The sequence below is a fragment of the Mycobacterium sp. genome (assembly GCF_035274705.1).
Lineage (GTDB): Bacteria > Actinomycetota > Actinomycetes > Mycobacteriales > Mycobacteriaceae > Mycobacterium.
The window spans coordinates 45273-63685 of the sequence record NZ_DATENY010000115.1; the positions used below are offsets into that span (position 1 = coordinate 45273).

Here is an 18413-nt window from a genome sequence, read left to right on the forward strand (position 1 = left end):
GCGATCTGTTTCGTTGCTGACGTTGACGATTGCCGGGGCTAAGAACGAGGCATCGATGGGGGCGTTCTATAGGGTTGACGTCATGCTTCGTGATCCGGTTTCGGCCGACAAGTAGTCGGGCCAAGTGCGCATGGATGGCAAATCGGTCACGGTCGCCGGCGTGGGCGTGGATTGGCCGCTTGTCGGGCGGGAGGCCGAACTTCGCGAGTTTGTGGGTCGCGTGGTTCACGATCGCGGCTCTCTTGTTCTCGCCGGCCCGGCGGGGGTGGGTAAGACGCGGCTTGCCGCGGAGTTGTGTGAGCGGTGCAAGCGTGCCGGTTTGTTCGTCGTACGGGTGAACGGGACGAGCGCCTCGGCAAGCATTCCCTTCGGCGCGCTGGCGTCGTTGCTACCCCCTGTCGATCGCGAGCTGTCCGGTCGTGTCGATGCGAAGGCAGACCTGTTGCGGCGCACCGCCGCAACGTTGGTCGAAACGGCAGCTCCTCGGCGTCTGGTTCTGTTCGTCGATGATGCGCATCTCCTTGACGATGCCTCCGCCACACTGGTGCACCAGCTGGCGGCCACGACAGCTGCCTCCGTGGTGGCAACGGTGCGAACTGGGGAAGCCGCATCCGATCCCGTGATGGCTTTGTGGAAGAACAACCTGGCCGAACGGTGCGACGTCTCAGGGCTGAGTGCTCATGGGGTGGGCGAACTCCTGACCGCCGTATTGTCTGGTCCACTGGATCCCGGTGCCGTCGCCGAACTCGTCGAGCGGTCCCGCGGGAATCTCTTGTTTCTGCGCGAGCTGGTGATTGGCGCGCTGGACAGCGCAACACTCCGCAACGACGGGGGCATCTGGCGACTCAGCGGCTCGCTGGCCGTCTCAGACCGCCTCTCGGAATTGGTCAGCGCTCGGCTCGGCGCTTTGACCGGCGACGAACTTGCGATGCTGGAGCTCGTGGCGGTTGGCGAACCCCTCGGCGTGAACGAGCTGACGGCATTGGGTGACCCGTCGGTCGCAGAAGAGCTTGAACGCAAGAAGTTGCTGGTGAGCCACACTGAAGGGCAGCACTTGGCGATCAGGTTCGCGCACCCGATCTACGGCGAAGTGGTGCGAAACCAGACCCCAGCTTTGCGGCGCCGGGCCCTGGCCCGTTCGCTGGCCGATGCCCTCGAACAGGCAGAGGCGCTCCGTCCAGAGGATTTGCTTCGGGTTGCTGTCTGGCGCCTCGAGGGCGGGGGAGGTCCACCGGAGCAAATGCTGGCAGCCGCCGCCGTAGCGCGCTGGCACTACGACTTCGCACTTGCCGAGCGGCTGGTTCGCGTCGCGCAGGCGAGCGGCGCAGGCTTCCAAGCGGATCTGCTGGCCGCGCAGCTGGCAAGCCTGCAGGGCCGGAGTGACGACGCGGAGCGCGAATTTGCCGCACTGGCGGAACAGGCTGATGACGACGCAAAGCGCGGAGCCGTGGCGATCGCTCGTATCGACAACCTGGCGTTCTATCGAGGACGCAGCACCGAGGGAATCAAGGTTGCAGAGGAAGCGGAATCCTCACTCAAGGATCCAGGCTGGCGAGATCAGATTCAGGCAAGGCGGTCGGCTCTGGTCTTCTCGGTCAACGGCCCCAGAGCAGGAGCGGACGTCGCATCTCCGCTGCTGCGGCGTGCAGACGGAAAAGCACTGGTGTGGGCCGCACAGGTGGCCGCGTTCACCTTCGGCCGCCTCGGCCGAATCGAAGCCGGTCTAGACGCCACAGTCCGCGGCTACTCGGCCCACCTCAGGGTCGAGGAGCCACTGGACTGGTATCCGTGGACGCATCTGTTCTTCAGATGTCAGGTACTCGGATGGAGTGGTCGGTTTCAGGACGCGCACGAACTGGCCACCGAGCAGTACCAGCGGGCGCTGACCGAACATTCGGCCGAGGCCCAGGCCTGGTTCGCATGGCACTATGCCAGCGTCGTGGCCGAGCAGGGGAATGTGGCTTCTGCTGCGCAGCATGCCCGTGAAGCCGTCGCCTTGTTCCGCGAACTCGGCCGGCCGCAGTTCATGGCCTTTGCTCTGACGTACCTCGCGACAGCACTCGCGTTAAGCGGACAAGCAGAGGAAGCGAGTGAAGCCCTTCGGACGCTCGACGCGCTAGAAGTATCCGACTACTTCATGGGCGTCGATCCCATTCAGGCCCGAGCATGGACCGCGGTCGCGGCCGGCGACTTGCCCAAAGCTCGACAGTTCCTCGAGGAAGCAGCTGCGGTCGCGGAGGATATCGGCGACTTCGTCGGGCGCGCAGCCTCATTGCACGGTTTGGCGCGGCTCGGCCACGCCCGAGAAGTACAGGCGGAACTCAGTCGCGAGGCGGACCGCATCGAAGGTGATTTGGTACAGGCCAGGGCCGCGCACACGCGCGCGCTTGCACGCAATGCCGCGGATGAACTCAGCGACGTGGCCCGCGCCTTCGCCGCGATGGACGCCAACCTGTTAGCGGCAGAAGCGGCCGCGGACGCGGCCGTGGCCCTGCGAAAGTCCGGTGATCGTCGTAGTGTCACGGCCGCCGAGCAGGACGCGCGAATGCTCGCGGAACGATGTGAAGGCGCATCGACACCCGCACTGTCGAGGATCGACGCTCCAGCGCTGCTGAGCCCCGCTGAGCGTGACACGGCGCTGCTCGCTGCTGCTGGTCGCTCGAACAAGGAGATCGCCCAGGAACTGCACCTCTCGGTACGCACAGTGGAAGGCCGGCTTCAGCGGGCCTACACGAGGTTAGGTGTCGGCAGCCGGCGCGAGTTGGCAGAAGCACTCAACAAGATGCGTAAAGCCGAACACTAACGTTCGGGTGCTTGCTAGTTCGCCAAGAACATGGACTTCAATGTGAAGAACGACGCCAGTCCCTCCGGCCCGAGTTCACGCCCGAGACCGCTGGACTTGATACCGCCGAAGGGTGCGCCGTAGTCGAGGTTGTAGAAGTTGACGCCGACGGTGCCCGACTCGATCCGGCGAGCGATGTCCAATCCCTTCTCCACATCGGACGTCCAGATCGTGCCGCCAAGCCCGTATTCGGAGTCATTGGCAATCGACACGGCATCGTCCACGTCGCGGTAGGGGATCACCGCCAGAACCGGTCCGAAGATCTCCTCCTGGGCGATTCGCGCTTCGTTGCTGACTCCGCCGAACACGGTTGGTTGCACGAACCATCCTTTGTCGCGGTCGGGGCGACCACCTCCGGCGGCGAGTGTGGCGCCGCTTTCCTTGCCGAGCTGAATGTAGTTTTCCACGCGTTCGCGTTGTCGCCTGCTTACCAACGGGCCGACGTGCGTCTCGGGATCGAGCGGGTCGCCGACGGTGAGTCCGGAAGCCAGAGCAGCCACGGCGTCGACGACCTCATCATGACGCGCGTGCGGGACGAGGATACGAGTGGAGAGAAAACACGTCTGGCCATTGTTGAGCAGTGAACTCGTTGCCAGTCCCTGCACCACGGAGGGCAGGTCTGCGTCGTCAAGAACGATGGCCGCGGACTTGCCGCCAAGTTCCAGTGTCACCGGGCGGAGGAGCCTGCCGCAGATCTCACCGATCTTGCGCCCAGTCGGCGTCGACCCTGTGAAGCACACCTTGTCCACGCCGGGATGCGAGACCAGGAATGTTCCGATGTCCGGGCCTCCAGTGACGATATTGAGTACACCTGGCGGCAGGCCGGCGCGGTCAGCCGCTGCCGCCAGCTCGAACGCGTCAAGCATCGTCTCCGGGGAGGGTTTGAGCACCACGGTGCACCCGGCGGCCAGGGCCGGGGCAACCTTGAACATGGTGAGTACCTGGGGGAAGTTCCACGGCACGATCGCCCCAACGACACCGACCGGCTCTCGCCGGACGATGGTGGTGCCCATCCCGTCGTACCTTGATCGCTTTTCCTCGAGCGGCACCGTACGAATCAAGGATGTGTAGTACCGCAGGAGATTGACCACGCCCTCGCCCTCGGCCCAGTTCGCGATGCCGATCGGCATCCCATTCTGGACCGTTGTCAATGCAGCTCGGTCAGCCGAGTTCTTGTCGAGTTCGTCAGCGAACCGATCAAGCAGATCGGCGCGCTCGTCGTTCCCGAGGCCGGCCCACTCCGGCGCGTGCAGAGCCTCGCGCGCGGCCGAGACAGCAGCATCCACGTCCGCTAGCGCGGCAAGTGTCACTTTCGCGATTGGTGCCTCGTCGATCGGTGACACGACGGTGATCGCGTCGCCACTTGTGGAATTGCGCCACTCACCGCCGATGTAGAGCTGTTCGTAGAGGTCCGTCATTGCGTTGCGTTCCCGGCCTTAGAGCTTCACCGGTCGATGCAACGTGGTCTCGAGATCGGCTTCGTGCTTTTGGATGGCCTCGCGAACCTCGTCGGTGGAGGCGATGGCCTTCTCGTCGTCGTCGATGGCCAGGGCGGCCTTGACATCGCTGAGCGTCGCGGCCGCCGCAGCCGCGTCGTCGCGCCCCAGCCGACGTGTTACCAATTCCTTCACAGTGATGAGACCAGAAGCCATCTTGACGACGTGCTTGAACTTGGTATCCGGAATGTGCATGCTCTCGCAGAATTCGTCGTTGGTGAGATGCCGAAGTAGCCCATAGCTCATCACGAGCCTCTGCCGCCGCGTCATGGCTCCCAGCAGCCACACTGGAAAGGGCTGGTACCCATCGGTGTGTGTGGTGGAGTAGCCGATGAGCGAGTGCAGCAGGATCCGGCAGGCCTCGTCGGGGGCGCGTTCGACAGCGTGGACGATGTCGTTCTTGTAGAGCGAGTCCTTCACATCGATGTGGTTCAGCTCATCGGGAACACCCATGACGTAAGCGATGTAGCGCCACAGCGCAAAGATGTCTTCCTTCTCGCGGTCGGTGTAGCGGATGCCGAGCCGTTCGAGAGCGCTGACGAGGTTCGCACAGAAGACCTTGCTCGTGGTGAAGAAGAGGTCGGTGTTGGTGATGGGAAGTCCCCACTCGTTCCACTGCCATTTCGGTGATCTCGAGACGCCGAAACGGACGGCACAGTGAACGAGCCGGACGCGAACCGAGTACTTGAATCCGTCTCCGTAGCGGTGCATTCCGTCCGGGGTGGTCACCGCGGCGACCCACCGCAGCGTCTCGGACAGTCGGTCGCCGGCCCGTTCCTCTTCGATGAGCAGGCGGGTGAAGTTGAGCGCTTTGGTGCCACCGTAACTGCTGAACCCGTAGCCGATCGAGGAGTACGCCAGACAGATCGGAACGAAGCGCCCGGCGCGCCAGATGGCGACAGAGCCGCGCCTGAGCTGATCCCAGTCGACCCAATTGGGAACGGCGTCAACCTGTTCGAAGAATTCGACCAGCTCAGCGGGCGCGTCTGCGACAGAAGATATGCCTTGGTCGAGCGCCTGGTTGAGCATCTGGCGACCGCGGGTCTTCAGAGGTCGCAGCGCATTCCAGGCCGCATAACCGAGTTCGTCACCCAGCGTCATGTGGTTTACTACCGTCTGCACCAACTGCGGATCGAACCGTTGCTTCGCGAGGTCGAGGTCGACGACGCGACCAAGATTCTCGGCCGCGACCAAATCGGACGGGGTGTCAGCGGGCGTCGGCCAGCGTTGCGCGAGGCTTGCACCTGTTACGTGTTCCATCAGAGGCTTTCTCTCCAAGTCGTTCTCGTCACATCGGTTCATTCAGTAGACGCTCGTCACAAGTACTTGGTCTCGCGTAGTAACTACGCTTTCTCGCCTGTCACACCACACGCGTCGGCCGGACAGTGGCATGCCGCAACGGCTTCAGACGTGGTCAGCTTCCCGCAGGGGGTACCAGCATGGTCTGCCAGGTCTTTTCGATTGGCGCCGTGTGCGCGAGATCGGCTTGCGTGTACGCATGCCCGTCAGGTCCGACATAAGTGCCCGTGGCCGGGTCGTACTCTGCGACGGCCACCGGCGTCGGCGCCGGCGCCGGCGGTGCGGCTCCGACGGGCGGGGGCGAGCCCGGCGGCAGCTGCGGTATGTCCTGTCCGGACAGCGTTGCGTTCGGGTCGCCCTTCCATGCGTAACCGTCGTTGAGCGGCACGTATGGCTCGTCGCCCTCACAAAGCTTCACCGATGGTGCCCGCTTACCCGGAACGGTCTCACACGGCAGATTGCGGGCGCCGCGCACGTTGAACACAGAATCCTGCGGTGTGCGGCAATACAGGTCACCCGCGGGACGATCGGGATAGTCCTCGAACGCCGGGACGCGCCGCTGCTGGGCCGGCAGGAATCCGGTAGTGCACGGCGGCGGAAGGTTGATGTTGGTGTTGAAGCTCAGGTACGTGCCCTTGTAGTCCTGTTTGGTGTTCAGGTTGGCGAGGACGATCGCCTGAAGCTGAGATACTCCCTGCGGTAGCAGAACGAGTACCTGCTCGAGGTTCGGTTGATAGGTGACCGCGACCTGGCCGAGGCTCACCAGGTTGGCCAGCACGATCGGCAGGGTCGGCGCCAGACGTTCGAACAGCTGGCGCGTCTCGGCGGCGGCCGGCCCGCCCTCCTCAAGGAGCCCGGCGACGGATTTGTCCTCGGTCTGCAGCTGGGTGGTGACGGTCGCCAGGTGTGATGCCCACGCCTGGATCGAATCTGACGTCTGGGTTTGCGAGTCGACGACCGGCTGCCACTGGTCGATCAGGCTCGTCAGTGGGTCGAGGGATTTGCGCGCGTCGATCGCCAATGCGGTGGATCCCCGGACCACCCGAGATATTTCGGGACCCAGCCCGCCGACCGCGGTGTACGCCTCATCGATGGCGGTCTTGAGATTGTCGTGGGGGATGGCCTGCAGACCGGTGTTTACCGCCCCGAGCAAGCTGTTGATATCTGGTGGCACGAACGTGTTTTTCTGCGGGATCACGTCGCCGCTCTTCAACGGGGCAGATGTGCCGTCGCGCGGCAGTAGCTCGACGTACTGTTCGCCGATCGCCGACTGGCTGTGCACCTCGGCCCGCAGATCGGACGGGATGTCGACACCGGATCGCAGCGACAACACGGCCTCCACGCCGCCGCCATCCCTGAGATTCACCGACTCGACCCGTCCTACCTCGGTGCCGCGGTAAGTCACGTTTCCGGTGGGGTAGAGGCCACCGGCTTGCGCCAGCTCCAGCTTCACGGAGTACCGACCGACGTCAAACATCTTGGCCGGCAAGTTCATATAGCCGAAGACCATGACGGCACCGAAAACAAGTGCGATCACCGTGAAGATGGCCAGCTGAATCTTATTGCGCCTGTGCAGATGCATTGTTAAGGCCCTTGGTCCCAGCGGTAAGGAACGGTGAGTGGATTGCCCGCGGTATACGGGCTGGGGAACTGGCCGATGGTGCGACCCCACTGCATCTCGAGCTCGGTGAGATCTCCCTCCCACCGGGTGCCGGTGAATATGCCTGCGTCGATGCGGCTCAGCGTGAGGTCGACGACGGCGGTCATGTTCGCGTAGTCGCCGCGCATCCAGTTCTCCAGCGTTTCGTTGGGAAACGGAAAGGTCGCAAGCAAGCTGAGCGATCGCGTTAGGTTCGGTCCGGCGTTGGCAAGCGACTCCAGCACGGGCCCAACGGCTTTCAGTTCCTTCACCAAAGCTTCCTTGGTCTGCCTCGTCGAGTCGGCGGCCAGGGCGCTGAACTTGCCCACCTGATCGAGGGCTTCGGCGATGTTGTCGCGTTGGTCCTTGAGCACGGCGAGTGCGTCGGGGATCGTGCGCAGCGCGTTGTCGACGACGGGTTTCTTGTCGGCGAACTTTGCGACCAGATTGTTCAGGCTGTCGGTCGCCGCGATGATGTCGTCCGTCTGCTCATTGGTGTGGGAGATGAACTTGTCCAGCTCACCGATAAGGCTACGTAGGTCTTGTTCGCGGCCGCGGAACGCCGTGCTCAGCGCTTTGGTGATGTCCTGCAGCTGACCGATTCCGCCACCGTTGAGGACCATCGATATCGCCGCCAGCGTCTGCTCGGTGGTCGGGTAAGCGGCCGAGCTCGACAGTGGAATGAGTGAACCGTCGCCTAGCTTTCCCTGCGGCGCAATATCTTTCGGCGGCGCAAGCTCCACGTGCAACGAGCCCAACAGACTGGTTTGGCCGATCGTGGCCGTAGCATTGGCGGGCAGATCGACATCGGGATTGATACGCATCGTCAACAACGCGTGCCATCCCTGCCTTTCGATCTTGGTGACGGTGCCGACTGTCACGTCGGCGACCCGGACCCGCGAGTTCGGTTGAAGGTTGGTCGCGTTCGGCAGCTGCACCTGTATCTCAAACGAGCCCGGTCCGCCCCCCTCGGTACCGGGCAGCGGCAGTGAATTCAGACCGCGCCAGCCACAACCCGATGGGGCGGCGACGACGACCAGCGCCAGCAAGCCCGCCGCGAAACGAAACCGCTTGGTGCGCATCATGAGCCACCTCCCGCGGGCACCATGAGTCCGGACAAGCCCGCGTTCGGATCCGTCGCGACGGTCGGGGGTGCCGGCTCCTCGGCAGCGAGCGGCTCACCGGCCGGCGGCGGTGCAACGACGGCCGGTGCGGGTGGAACGTAATCAGGGCGCAGCCAGTCCTCGCTATAGGTGACCTCGTTGGGTCTGGCCTGCGCCCCGACGAACAGGTCCTCGCCCAGCGGCGGAAAGTTGTACTGGCGGTTCTTCATGATCGGTGCCAGATATTGCACACACAACTTCGCCGACTGCTCGGCGCCCATGCGAGAAGCCGCTTCGACGGCACCGCAGATGAAACTGATCGGATCGGCGAAATTGTTGATCGCCAGGGCGCCGGTCAGCGACCCATTGGCCGGTTCGTAGATGTTGTTGAAGTTTGCGAGCGTCGTCGGGGCGATGTGTAGCGTCTGTTTGATGTCGTCCAGGCTGTCGACCAGCGCCGTGGTGATCGACGCGAGTGTGTCAGAGGTGGTCCCAACGGCTTCTCGATTGTCAGCGACGAAGCTTCGCACGTCTCCCGCCAGGGCGTAGAGGTCCTGGGCCGCCTGCCCGACCTCGTTCGGGTCGTCGGCCAGCAGGCCGCTCACCGAGGCCAGGTTGCGGTTCAGCTGTCCCAACAGATCCGCATTGTCGTGTAGCGCCGACACGAGGGTCGACAGATTTCGCAGTGTGGAGAAGATGTCGTCGCTGTGGTCGCCGAGCGTGGAGAAGGTCGCCGACAGTTTGATCAGGGCGTCGCGGATGCTGGCGCCTTGACCGCGCAGGTTATCCGCGGCGGTGTTGATGAACGCGCCCAATGCACTGACCCCACCCGGTTGGCTCGGCTGCAGTGTGCGGGTGAGCTTTTCGAGCTGTACGCGGAAGTCGTCCCAACTCACCGGCACCGCCGTGCGGTCTTGTGGGATGACCGCATCACCCCTCATCACCGGTCCACCGGTGTATGCCGGCGTCAGCTGGATGGCTCGTCCCGTGACCAGCTGCGGTGACAGTATCGCGGCCCTGGCGTCGGCGGGCACCGCGTACTTGGCGTCGATCCAAAAGGTGATCTTGGCCCGTTCGGGCTCCGGCACGATCTTGTCGACCTTGCCCACCGGCACGCCGAGGATGAGCACGTCGTCGCCGGCGAAGATGCCATTGCTGTTCTCGAAGTACGCCGTCAGCACGGTCCTGCTCATCGCACCGCTGGCGCGCAGGGCAACGACCAGCCCTGCGATCAACACCACGACGAGCGTGACGGCCAGGCCGGCTCTGGCTTTTCCTGTGCTCATTGGCCAACCCCCGTCTGGGCTTGTGGCACTTCCCCGGGCGCCGGGTGGTAGACCGGCGCGGGCGTGGGCTCAGGTGTCGATTGCATCCCCGGCGGAGGTGGTGCCGGCGGTCCTGGCGGTGGACCACCGGGCGGAGGGGCCGGCAATGGCTCGCGGTAGGGATACCGCGGATCCCCCGGTTTACCGGTTATCGCGTCGGGCAGTGTGAGATGCGGTTCGCCGCCCTGGCCGGTACGCGGGTAGGGCACAGGCAGCGCTGGGGTTCCGGGCTGGCCCGACGGGGGATCGGTGCGCTGCGACGGCGCCAACGTGGCAGGGTCGAGGCCGAGGTCGGAGAACGCGGCGTCGACGAATGGCTGCACGAACTGCCCCGGGAAGAGGTTGGCCACGTACGCCTTGAAAAACGGCCCGGAGGACACTGATTCGCCGAGCGACATCGCATAGTTGTTGAGCAGTTTCACCGCCTTCTGCACACGCTCCTTACGGTTGTTGATGATGGCCAACGCGCCGTTGAACTTGTCGAGCATCGGGCGCAGCTGTTGGCGGTTCTCTGCGATAAAGCCCCGCAACTGTCGAGACACTTCGGTGATATTGCCGGAGATCCGATCCAAAGCGTCGCTCTGGCTACGCAATTCGGCCAGAAGGGCGTTGGTATCGGCAACCAGGCTGACCACCTGGTCGCTGCGGTTGGCGAGCACTGTTGTCGCCTTCTTGGCGTTGGCCAACAGATTTCGCAATTGGGTGTCTCGCCGGTTGAGGCTGTCGGCCAACCTTGCGACGCCCTCAACGGCGATCTTTACATCCGGCGGTGTGTCGGAGAACGTTTGCGACATCGTGGCCAGCGCATCCGACAACTGGTTGGTGTCAAGACCGCTGATCGTGGTCGCGAGGTCTCCGAGGGCGTCGGGCAGCTGGTAGGGCGAGGTCGTCCGTTCGAGCGGGATCGTCTCGGACAGTTCCCCGTCACCCCGAGGCGTGACCTGCAGGATCTTGGTTCCGAGGAGGCTCTTGGTCTTGATCGCCGCCTCAGTCCGCTCGCCAAGGTGGACGTTGTTGTCGACGGTGAACGTCACCAGCACGCGCGCGCCATCCAGTGCGATGCTGGAGACCTTTCCCACCGCGAAGCCGGAGACTCGCACGCTGGAGCCCGAATACAGGCCACCGGTATCGGCGAAGTAAGCCGAATACGTCGCGGCATTGTTGAAGACAGGCAGCTTGTCGTAATTGAGTGCGGCCGTGGTGATCCCTGCTACCAGCGCCACGCCGACGACACCGATGACGATGGGACTGCGCTCGGAGAACGATTTCATTTTGGCGCGCACCGCCCTGTTGACTGCCCGGCGAGTTTTGCGTACACCGGCTGGCCGCCCTTTCCATTGAGCTTCAGCACCAGATCGCAGAGATAGAAGTCGAAGAAATCGCCGTAGATCCCCTGCCTTGCTAGTGCCTGGTATTTGTCCGGCAGCGTGTTGATCAGCTTGTCCACATAGTCGTGATCGGCCACGACGATCCCTGCGGCCCGGTCAGTTTGGTGAATTACGCTCTGCAACGGTGGCCGGGCCTGCGCCATCAGATCAGCGATCGATCCGGCGGCAGCATCGGCGTAGGCCACCGCGTTGGTGATGTCGGTCTTGCGGGCCGCCAAGCCGTGCACCAGCTCTGAGAGCGACGTCACGGCCTTGTCGAACCGGTCGCTCTGATCGCCGAGCGAGCCGAGGACCGCGTTGAGGTTGGTGATGACCTGGCCGATCAGCTGGTCGCGGTCGGCCAGTGTGCTGGTAAGCGCGGCAGTCTGGGTGAGGAATGAGCCGATCGTGGCGCCCTGCCCCTGGAATACCTGAATGAGCTGGCCGCTCAACGCGTTCACCTGGTCTGGGTCAAGGGCCTTGAACAACGGGCGGAACCCGCCGATCAGCGCGTCGAGGTCCAGTGCGGGTTGGGTTCTGGCCAACGGAATGGTGTGGCCGGGTTTGAGGGGCTCGACAGCGCCAGGGCCCTCCTGCAGCTCGAGATAGCGGCCACCGATGAGGTTGTCGTAGCGGATCGCAGCCGTGGTGCCCTCAGTGAGGATCACCGAGTTGTCCGTGGTGAATTCGACCTGCGCAGTCGCATCGCGATTGATCGAGATGCTTTGCACCTGACCGGCTTCCACGCCCGCGATCCGGACGAAGTCGCCCTTTTTCAGCCCGCTGATGTCGCTGAACTCGGCCTTGTAGGCCTTACCTTCCCCGAACCGCAACTGCGCGAAGATCGCCAGCAACGCGAAAACCCCAAGTGCGCAGACTGTCAGGAAGACGGCGACGCGTACCGAAGTAGCGACAAGGCCTTTTCTCACTGCTTCATTCCTGTCGACGCTTGAGCGGTCATGGTGGCGGCAACGGTGTCGGTGTCAGTACCGCGGGCGCTGGTGGCACGAACGGTTCGGCACCCGGGGGCGGGTGGTTCGGATCGGGCGGAGGCTGATCCGAACGCGGTGGAGCTGTCGGCAGGCCCGGCCACAACGGCGTTCCGTCGTCGGCGTACAGGTCAGCACCGTAGGGTGGAGCACCGGGGTGGGGGATCGGCCCGGGCGCCGGTCCACCGAACAGGTTGCGGATGCTCGGCGCTTGGGGCACCGCGCGGGTCACCGGGAAATAGTTGGCCCAACCGGGGAAACCGATGCCCGGGTTGGGCCGGATGTCCAGCCCCGTGCCCCAGCCGGTGTTGGTGACCAGTGCGCGCACCGGGAAGTTCTTCGACGCATCCGGCAGGGAACCGCACCCGGCCTTACCGCCGGGGCCACCCTTTGCGCCGACGATAGGCAAATTGTCCGGATACATGTATGGGTCATTGCCGAGAAGGAGAGCGATGTCGAAAACAGCCGTCCGACCGTTTCCGCCCCAGGCGTCGTAACCCCCGTTGTCGAGAAACCATTTGGCGCCGTTCAACATGCATGTGTACTCGGGGCTGTACTTCATCAGTAAGTCTGTCGTGGGCTCGAGGATGTTGATCGCATCGATCAGGTTCTTCTGATTTGGCGCGAGCAGGTCGACTCCCGCTCTGCCGAAACCAATTACGTTGAGCAGCAAGGAATCTAGGGCTGACACGTGATTCGTGACCGTCGTACTGGTGGTGCTGGCCGCGCTCAGAACCGTCAGGATGTCCTGGGCGGCAACGTTATAGGTATCGCTTAGGTTCTTGAACGATCGCCAGTCAGCCCGGATGGTTTCGCTGCGCGGGTTGACTGCCAGCAGCACCTGGTTGAGATCTGTGATGGCCTCACCCATCCGTTCCCCTTGTCCGCGAAACCCGTCGGCCAGGGCCGTCAGCACCGCGTTCAGCTTCGCGGGGTCGACCAGCTTGAGTACGTCGACCAGATTTTGGAACACCGTATTGACCTCGGTGCTGACGTTTCGCGAATGCAACACCGCGCCGGCGGCCAGCCGCTGTGGACTCGGGTTTTCCGGATAGATCAAGTCGACATACTTTGCGCCGAACGCTGTGGTGGCGGTGATCTGCGCCTGCACGTTCCCGGGGATGTACTTGACCTTGTCGGGGTCGATCTCGAGCTGCAGGCCCACTGTCTGGTTGCCACCGCGGATCTGGCTGACCCGGCCGACCTGAACGCCGTTCATCTTGACCTTTGCGCCGGTCTCCATCACCAGACCGGCACGATCCGACGTCAGCGTCACCGGGACGAAAGACCTGAACGTGCCACCGAAGAACGCCGATGTCACGAAGAAGAACACGGCGACCGCCACGAGCAGTATCAACGCCCACCACGCGGGGCGGATGCGGTGTTCACCTGGTCTGGTTTCCATGAGCTATCCCGCCAGGTGGAAGTTGCCGGACTGCCCGTAGATGGCAAGCGAGAGCATCGCCACGACGACCGCCGCGACGACCAACGACGTACGTACCGCTCGGCCGACCGCTTCACCGACCCCGGCGGGCCCGCCCGAGGCGGTGAATCCGTAGTAGGTGTGGACCAGCATGATCACGACCGTGATCGCGACCGACTGGAAGAACGACCAGATCAGATCAGTGGTGTTCAGGAACGTATTGAAGTAGTGGTCGTAGACACCCGTGCCCTGGCCGTAGATTGCGGTGGTCCCGAAACGCGAAGCGAGGAAGGACATGATCACCGCGACGCAGTACAACGGGATCACCACGATCACACCGGCGAACACCCGCGTTGACGCGAGGTAAGTGATGCTGCGGATACCGATCACCTCAAGCGCGTCGATCTCCTCATTGATCCGCATCGCCCCTAGTTGCGCTGTTGCGCCGGCTCCGATGGTGGCCGACAGAGCGACCGCAGTGGTGCCCGGCGCGATCAGCCGGACGTTGAAGAACGCCGACGCGAAGCCGGTCAGCGCCTCCACACCGACCGACGCGAACTGGTTGTAGCCCTGCACCGCCACCAGCGCACCGGTCGACACGGTCAGAAAACCCACGATCGCAACGGTGCCGCCGACCACTGCGAGTGCCCCGGCGCCCAAGCCCATCGTCGCGATCAGCCGGATCAGTTCGGTGCGGTAGTTGAGGACGGCATCGCTAATGGAACCCAGCGTCTTCGCATAGAACTGCATCTGAATTCCGAGCCGGTTCCACCCGCCGCGACAGCGATCCACCCAGCGCGTGAAGCGCGGATACCGCTGGCCCACCACGACGCTCACAAAGCCACCCTCACGTCACCGTCACCTTGACCCCGACGGCGGTCGCGACGACGTTGATCGCAAACAGCGCCATGAAGGTGAACACCACGGTTTCGTTCACTGCGTTGCCGACAGCAGCGGGACCGCCACTGACGGAGATGCCCTTGTAACAAGCGATCAGACTGGCGGTCAGTCCGAACAGCGCGGCCTTGGCCAGGGAAACCAGGACGTCGGCACCGCCTGTGAGCACCGTCAGCCCGGCCACGAAAGCACCCGGCGGGACATGTTGGATGAAGACGGCGAAGAAGAATCCGCCGGCGAGACCGAACATGATGACAGTCGCGGACAACGCGAGCGCGACGGTGGTGGCAGCCAGCACGCGGGGGACGACTAGAGCCTGGATCGGGTTGATGCCCATCACCCGAAGCGCGTCGATTTCGTCGCGGATGGTCCGCGCACCAAGGTCTGCGCACATGGCGGTGGCCCCGGCGCCGGCGACCACCAAGACGGTGACGATCGGCCCGATCTGGCTGACAGTGCCGATTGCAGCGCCTGTGCCGGAGAGATCGGCGGCGCCGAACTCGATCAGCAGAATGTTGAAGGTGAACACCAACAGCACCGTGTAGGGGATGGTCAACATCAATGCCGGTAACAGCGAGACCCGCGCGACAAACCAGGTTTGCTCCAGGTACTCGCGCCAAGCGAACGGGCGCCGGAACATCTGTACAAACGTGTCCATCGACATCGCAAAGAAGCCGCCCACACCGCGAATGGGTTTGGTGGCCGCGTAGGTGGCGATCACCGCCGACTCTCCCGCTTCGGCCGCGAGTCACTTCGTGGACCCCGATGGGCTACGCAGCGCCCGCTGAATCGTGATCCAAGGCACACAAGTCCGTTTAGGCAGGTGCTCATCACAGGTTTCCGGTGCACCGCGTTAGTACACGGCAACCGCGACCGCAGCGTCTCGGGTAGTCGCTACGCTCTTTTGTAATTGACGCCACACGCACCCACTGCCGACGTCGATACGGATCTGGTCGGGGCTGTTTTCCCAATCTCGCTGGGCCAGGCGGATTTCCCAAGCAAGTCCATGCAGAACGCAGGATGCCCCGCCATTGGGCGGGCGAGGAAAGGCTTTCTTAGCGGTGTCGCGCGCGAAGCCCGGCAAAGCCGAGTAGGAGCGCGGCGCTGATCCCTACCACCGCGGTAACCCACGAAAAGGCCGTGATGCGCGCATCGCTTCCGGCTGACACAAAGGAGTCGTTGTATCCCCACGCGGGCAGCATGTGGATCAGCAGGAAAATCGCCGCACTGCCGAAACCGATCACGATCGCGGCGATCGGCGCGCGGCGTTGACGAGAGAGCACCAGAGTGAGTATCAACGCCGAAAGCGCCACTGTCAGCATCGCCATCACGATCTGCACGCCGCCTGGCCACACTGCGTGGTGGTGATCCACGGTGAGCCCACGCAACGCATGGTCACTACCGTGTACGGCCATGCCGATCGCGTATCCGAAGGCGGCGTACTTGAGAAGTCGGTCCGCCGCCCCTGCAGGTCGTCGAGTTGGCACGGTCTCGTTCGCGGCCATCCGTACTCCGTCGCTCGCGCTCATCGGTTCAGCTCAGTAGACGACTTCGACTTCGGGTTCGTCTCGCGTAGTCACTACTCGATCCGCTCCTATCGACCACGCACCGACCACCATGCGTGCGGCAGGTTCGGTTGCCGAGTTTCACCCTGCCTCGAGGTACCGATTGCCATGCCCATCGCGTATTTGGGCAGCCTCATTGCGTAGTGGCTACGCGAGACATGGGTGAGGTGATGGCGTCATCGTTGTTGTCAGCCTATTGAATTCAGACGCGGACGGGGAGCCCGATGGGTGTGACGCAAGGCCTGCACCGTGCCGTGCAGCAGACACCGGCGCTCCCTGCGACCATCTGTAAGGGGCGCGTGCGTTCTTGGGCGCAGTGCGCTGACCGAGTGGCGCGACTTGCCGGAGCACTGCGTGCGATAGGTGTCCAACGCGGCGACCGGGTGGCAATGCTGGCCTTGAACTCGGATCACTACCACGAGTACTTCTTCGCGGTACCTTGGGCCGGCGCCGTGCTCAACCCGGTGAACACCCGCTGGAGCCCGGCGGAGATCGCCTATTCGCTAATCGATTCCCAGACGCGGGTGTTGATTGTGGACGACGAATTCTCGGAGATGGCACGGACATTGCGCAAGGAATGTCCCGATCTGACAGCAGTGCTCCACTGCGGCGACGCTCCTGTTCCGCGCGATGTCCTTTCGGTCGAGCAACTCATCGCCAGCCACGAACCGGTCGAGGATGCTTATCGTGGCGGGGACGACTTGGCCGGGATCTTCTACACGGGCGGCACAACCGGCTCGCCGAAGGGTGTGATGCTCAGCCACAGCGCCCTACTGACGTCTGCCCTCGGATTTACCGCGCACGGCGACACCATCACCCGGAGTGGCGTTTCACTGCACGCCGCTCCGATGTTCCATCTGGCCGACATCGGCGCCTGGATGTCCCGAAACTGTGTCGGTGGAACACATGTCATCGTGCCCATGTTCGAACCGGCCTCGGTCGTTGAGGCGATCGGCCGGTACGCAGTCACCGATCTGCTTCTCGTGCCGACAATGATCCAGATGCTGGTGGAGAGTGCTGCCGCTCGCAACGCCGACCTTTCCAGTGTTCGACATCTGGTCTACGGCGGATCTCCGATCTCGGAGGCTATCCTCGACCGTGTCGAAAAGGTAATGCCTGCAGTCAATTTGGTGCAGGCGTACGGAATGACCGAACTGTCTCCGGTCGTCACGGTGTTGGATAACGCCAGCCACCAAAATCCGCGACTTCGACGTTCGGCGGGCAGGGCCGCCCCGCACGCTGACGTTCGAATCGTGGACGAGAGTGACAACGAGGTTCCGCTCGGCGTGACAGGCGAGGTCGTGGTCCGCGGCGGACACGTGATGATCGGGTATTGGAACCTGCCCGAGGCCACCGCTCGTGCGCTACGCGGCGGCTGGTTGCATACCGGTGACGGTGCCTACATGGACGAATGCGGCTACGTGTTCATCGTCGACCGTCTCAAGGACATGATTGTCTCCGGCGGGGAAAACGTGTATTCCGCCGAGGTCGAGAACGCGCTCACCAAACATCCCGCGGTCGCCGCCTGCGCGGTGATCGGAGTGCCAGACGATCGCTGGGGCGAGCGGGTGCATGCGGTTGTCGTACCTGCGGCAGGGGCCAGCCCGGCCGCCGACGAACTGCGTGAGCACTGCAAGACCGTCATCGCCGGGTACAAGGCTCCGCGAAGCATAGAGTTCGTCGACCGACTGCCTCTGTCGGGAGCAGGGAAGGTACTCAAGCGTGATCTGCGCGCCAAGTACTGGCCCGCCGGTGACCGAGCTGTGCAATGACTTCTCTGAAGAGAGAACAAGACCAGTACCGACTCTGAGGATCATCGCCAAACCTTCCTGGGGTGGCCGTTGTCGATGCCGCGGTCGAGGATCCCCACGGAAGCCGGCCCGCCGTCGTGATCAGCAGATCGAAATCTGCTCAGCAGCGTTGTCCGAGGTCCGATCCCGTCTGGCGGAACCGAAAAGAGACGCACGTCACTGGGTGGGTTTATGTTCGGGCTCACACTACGGCGATGTGGAGGAATGTCTATGGACTTCGGGATCGAGGTCATGAGCTATCCGGGCTGCTGGGACGACGTCGCGTTCGCCGAGCAGCACGGCATCAGCGTGGCCGGATTTGTCGAAAGCCCGATGCTCGCCGCCGATCCCTACATCTGCATGGGCCTCGCTGCGCAGGCCACGAAAACGATGAGGCTCGGAGCCTGTCTCAGCATCCCCGGTCTGCGCACCGCGCCGACTGCGGCGGCCGGGCTGGCGACTGTCAACAGCATTGCGCCAGGGCGCGTGTGGGTCGGAACAGGAACGGGTCTCACGGGCCGAATGTGTTTGGGCGTGGGAGCGCTCGCAGCATGGAGGGTGCGCGATTTTGCTTGTGAAGTGCGCGATTTGCTCGCCGGCGAGGAGGTCGTTCACCGCATCGGCAAGGCCGAGAGGCGCATCCGCTTAAGGCAACCCGAGGCGCTGCGAGTCAACCCC

At 63.6% G+C, this 18413-nt stretch carries 14 protein-coding genes; 3 read left to right on the forward strand and 11 right to left on the reverse strand.

The genetic code is table 11. The features are described 5' to 3' along the window. Positions 1-130 precede the first annotated feature (130 nt). Positions 131-2803: an AAA family ATPase gene (locus VJV41_RS24345; RefSeq protein ID WP_325338063.1), complete on the forward strand. Its 2673-nt coding sequence runs from the start codon at positions 131-133 to the stop codon at positions 2801-2803. Positions 2804-2817: 14 nt separating this feature from the next. On the opposite strand, the gene VJV41_RS24350 is transcribed toward VJV41_RS24345, so the two are convergent. The 11 genes from VJV41_RS24350 to VJV41_RS24400 form a co-directional block, all read right to left on the reverse strand. After that, positions 2818-4260, reverse strand: a complete 1443-nt coding sequence (locus VJV41_RS24350; protein ID WP_325338065.1) for an aldehyde dehydrogenase — start codon at positions 4258-4260, stop codon at positions 2818-2820. 18 nt (positions 4261-4278) lie between these two features. Beyond that, positions 4279-5598 carry an oxygenase MpaB family protein gene (locus tag VJV41_RS24355; RefSeq protein ID WP_325338067.1) on the reverse strand — a complete coding sequence of 440 codons (1320 nt, stop codon included), beginning with the start codon at positions 5596-5598 and terminating at the stop codon, positions 4279-4281. A gap of 154 nt (positions 5599-5752) precedes the next feature. After that, positions 5753-7219, reverse strand: coding sequence for an MlaD family protein (locus VJV41_RS24360; protein WP_325338069.1), 1467 nt, complete (start codon positions 7217-7219; stop codon positions 5753-5755). Between the two features lie 2 nt (positions 7220-7221). Further along, positions 7222-8361 carry a virulence factor Mce family protein gene (locus tag VJV41_RS24365; protein ID WP_325338071.1) on the reverse strand — a complete coding sequence of 380 codons (1140 nt, stop codon included), beginning with the start codon at positions 8359-8361 and terminating at the stop codon, positions 7222-7224. Further along, complete coding sequence (locus VJV41_RS24370) at positions 8358-9665, reverse strand: MCE family protein (protein WP_325338073.1); 1308 nt, start codon at positions 9663-9665, stop codon at positions 8358-8360. The genes VJV41_RS24365 and VJV41_RS24370 overlap by 4 nt, the downstream gene beginning before the upstream one ends. After that, the gene (locus VJV41_RS24375; RefSeq protein WP_325338075.1) at positions 9662-10975 is read right to left on the reverse strand and encodes an MCE family protein; all 1314 of its coding nucleotides are present in this window, start codon (positions 10973-10975) and stop codon (positions 9662-9664) included. The genes VJV41_RS24370 and VJV41_RS24375 overlap by 4 nt, the downstream gene beginning before the upstream one ends. Then, positions 10972-12000 (reverse strand): virulence factor Mce family protein, encoded by a 1029-nt coding sequence (locus tag VJV41_RS24380; protein ID WP_325338077.1) that lies wholly within the window; start codon positions 11998-12000, stop codon positions 10972-10974. Before VJV41_RS24380 ends, VJV41_RS24375 begins: the two co-directional genes overlap by 4 nt. A gap of 28 nt (positions 12001-12028) precedes the next feature. Then, a complete protein-coding gene (locus VJV41_RS24385; RefSeq protein ID WP_325338079.1) occupies positions 12029-13465 on the reverse strand; it encodes an MCE family protein in 1437 nt (478 codons plus the stop codon). A 3-nt stretch (positions 13466-13468) separates the two neighbouring features. Then, positions 13469-14233 carry an ABC transporter permease gene (locus VJV41_RS24390; protein ID WP_325338093.1) on the reverse strand — a complete coding sequence of 255 codons (765 nt, stop codon included), beginning with the start codon at positions 14231-14233 and terminating at the stop codon, positions 13469-13471. Between the two features lie 97 nt (positions 14234-14330). Continuing rightward, positions 14331-15044: an ABC transporter permease gene (locus VJV41_RS24395; RefSeq protein WP_325338095.1), complete on the reverse strand. Its 714-nt coding sequence runs from the start codon at positions 15042-15044 to the stop codon at positions 14331-14333. 391 nt (positions 15045-15435) lie between these two features. Further along, positions 15436-15909 carry a hypothetical protein gene (locus VJV41_RS24400; RefSeq protein WP_325338081.1) on the reverse strand — a complete coding sequence of 158 codons (474 nt, stop codon included), beginning with the start codon at positions 15907-15909 and terminating at the stop codon, positions 15436-15438. 260 nt (positions 15910-16169) lie between these two features. Here VJV41_RS24400 and VJV41_RS24405 point away from each other — a divergent pair, with 260 nt between their 5' ends. Then, entirely contained in the window at positions 16170-17717 is a 1548-nt protein-coding gene (locus tag VJV41_RS24405) for a long-chain fatty acid--CoA ligase (protein ID WP_325338083.1), read from the forward strand. 249 nt (positions 17718-17966) lie between these two features. Beyond that, on the forward strand, positions 17967-18413 hold a 447-nt coding region (locus VJV41_RS24410), incomplete at its 3' end, for an LLM class flavin-dependent oxidoreductase (protein ID WP_325338085.1).

Excerpts from the sequence above, each read along its gene's own strand:
- VJV41_RS24370 (WP_325338073.1), bottom strand. The coding sequence starts at position 9,665 with ATGAGCACAGGAAAAGCCAGAGCCGGCCTGGCCGTCACGCTCGTCGTG.
- VJV41_RS24385 (WP_325338079.1), bottom strand. The coding sequence starts at position 13,465 with ATGGAAACCAGACCAGGTGAACACCGCATCCGCCCCGCGTGGTGGGCG.
- VJV41_RS24360 (WP_325338069.1), bottom strand. The coding sequence starts at position 7,219 with ATGCATCTGCACAGGCGCAATAAGATTCAGCTGGCCATCTTCACGGTG.
- VJV41_RS24395 (WP_325338095.1), bottom strand. The coding sequence starts at position 15,044 with ATGTCGATGGACACGTTTGTACAGATGTTCCGGCGCCCGTTCGCTTGG.
- VJV41_RS24345 (WP_325338063.1), top strand. The coding sequence starts at position 131 with ATGGATGGCAAATCGGTCACGGTCGCCGGCGTGGGCGTGGATTGGCCG.
- VJV41_RS24375 (WP_325338075.1), bottom strand. The coding sequence starts at position 10,975 with ATGAAATCGTTCTCCGAGCGCAGTCCCATCGTCATCGGTGTCGTCGGC.
- VJV41_RS24355 (WP_325338067.1), bottom strand. The coding sequence starts at position 5,598 with ATGGAACACGTAACAGGTGCAAGCCTCGCGCAACGCTGGCCGACGCCC.
- VJV41_RS24390 (WP_325338093.1), bottom strand. The coding sequence starts at position 14,233 with ATGCAGTTCTATGCGAAGACGCTGGGTTCCATTAGCGATGCCGTCCTC.
- VJV41_RS24365 (WP_325338071.1), bottom strand. The coding sequence starts at position 8,361 with ATGATGCGCACCAAGCGGTTTCGTTTCGCGGCGGGCTTGCTGGCGCTG.
- VJV41_RS24400 (WP_325338081.1), bottom strand. The coding sequence starts at position 15,909 with ATGAGCGCGAGCGACGGAGTACGGATGGCCGCGAACGAGACCGTGCCA.
- VJV41_RS24405 (WP_325338083.1), top strand. The coding sequence starts at position 16,170 with ATGGGTGTGACGCAAGGCCTGCACCGTGCCGTGCAGCAGACACCGGCG.
- VJV41_RS24350 (WP_325338065.1), bottom strand. The coding sequence starts at position 4,260 with ATGACGGACCTCTACGAACAGCTCTACATCGGCGGTGAGTGGCGCAAT.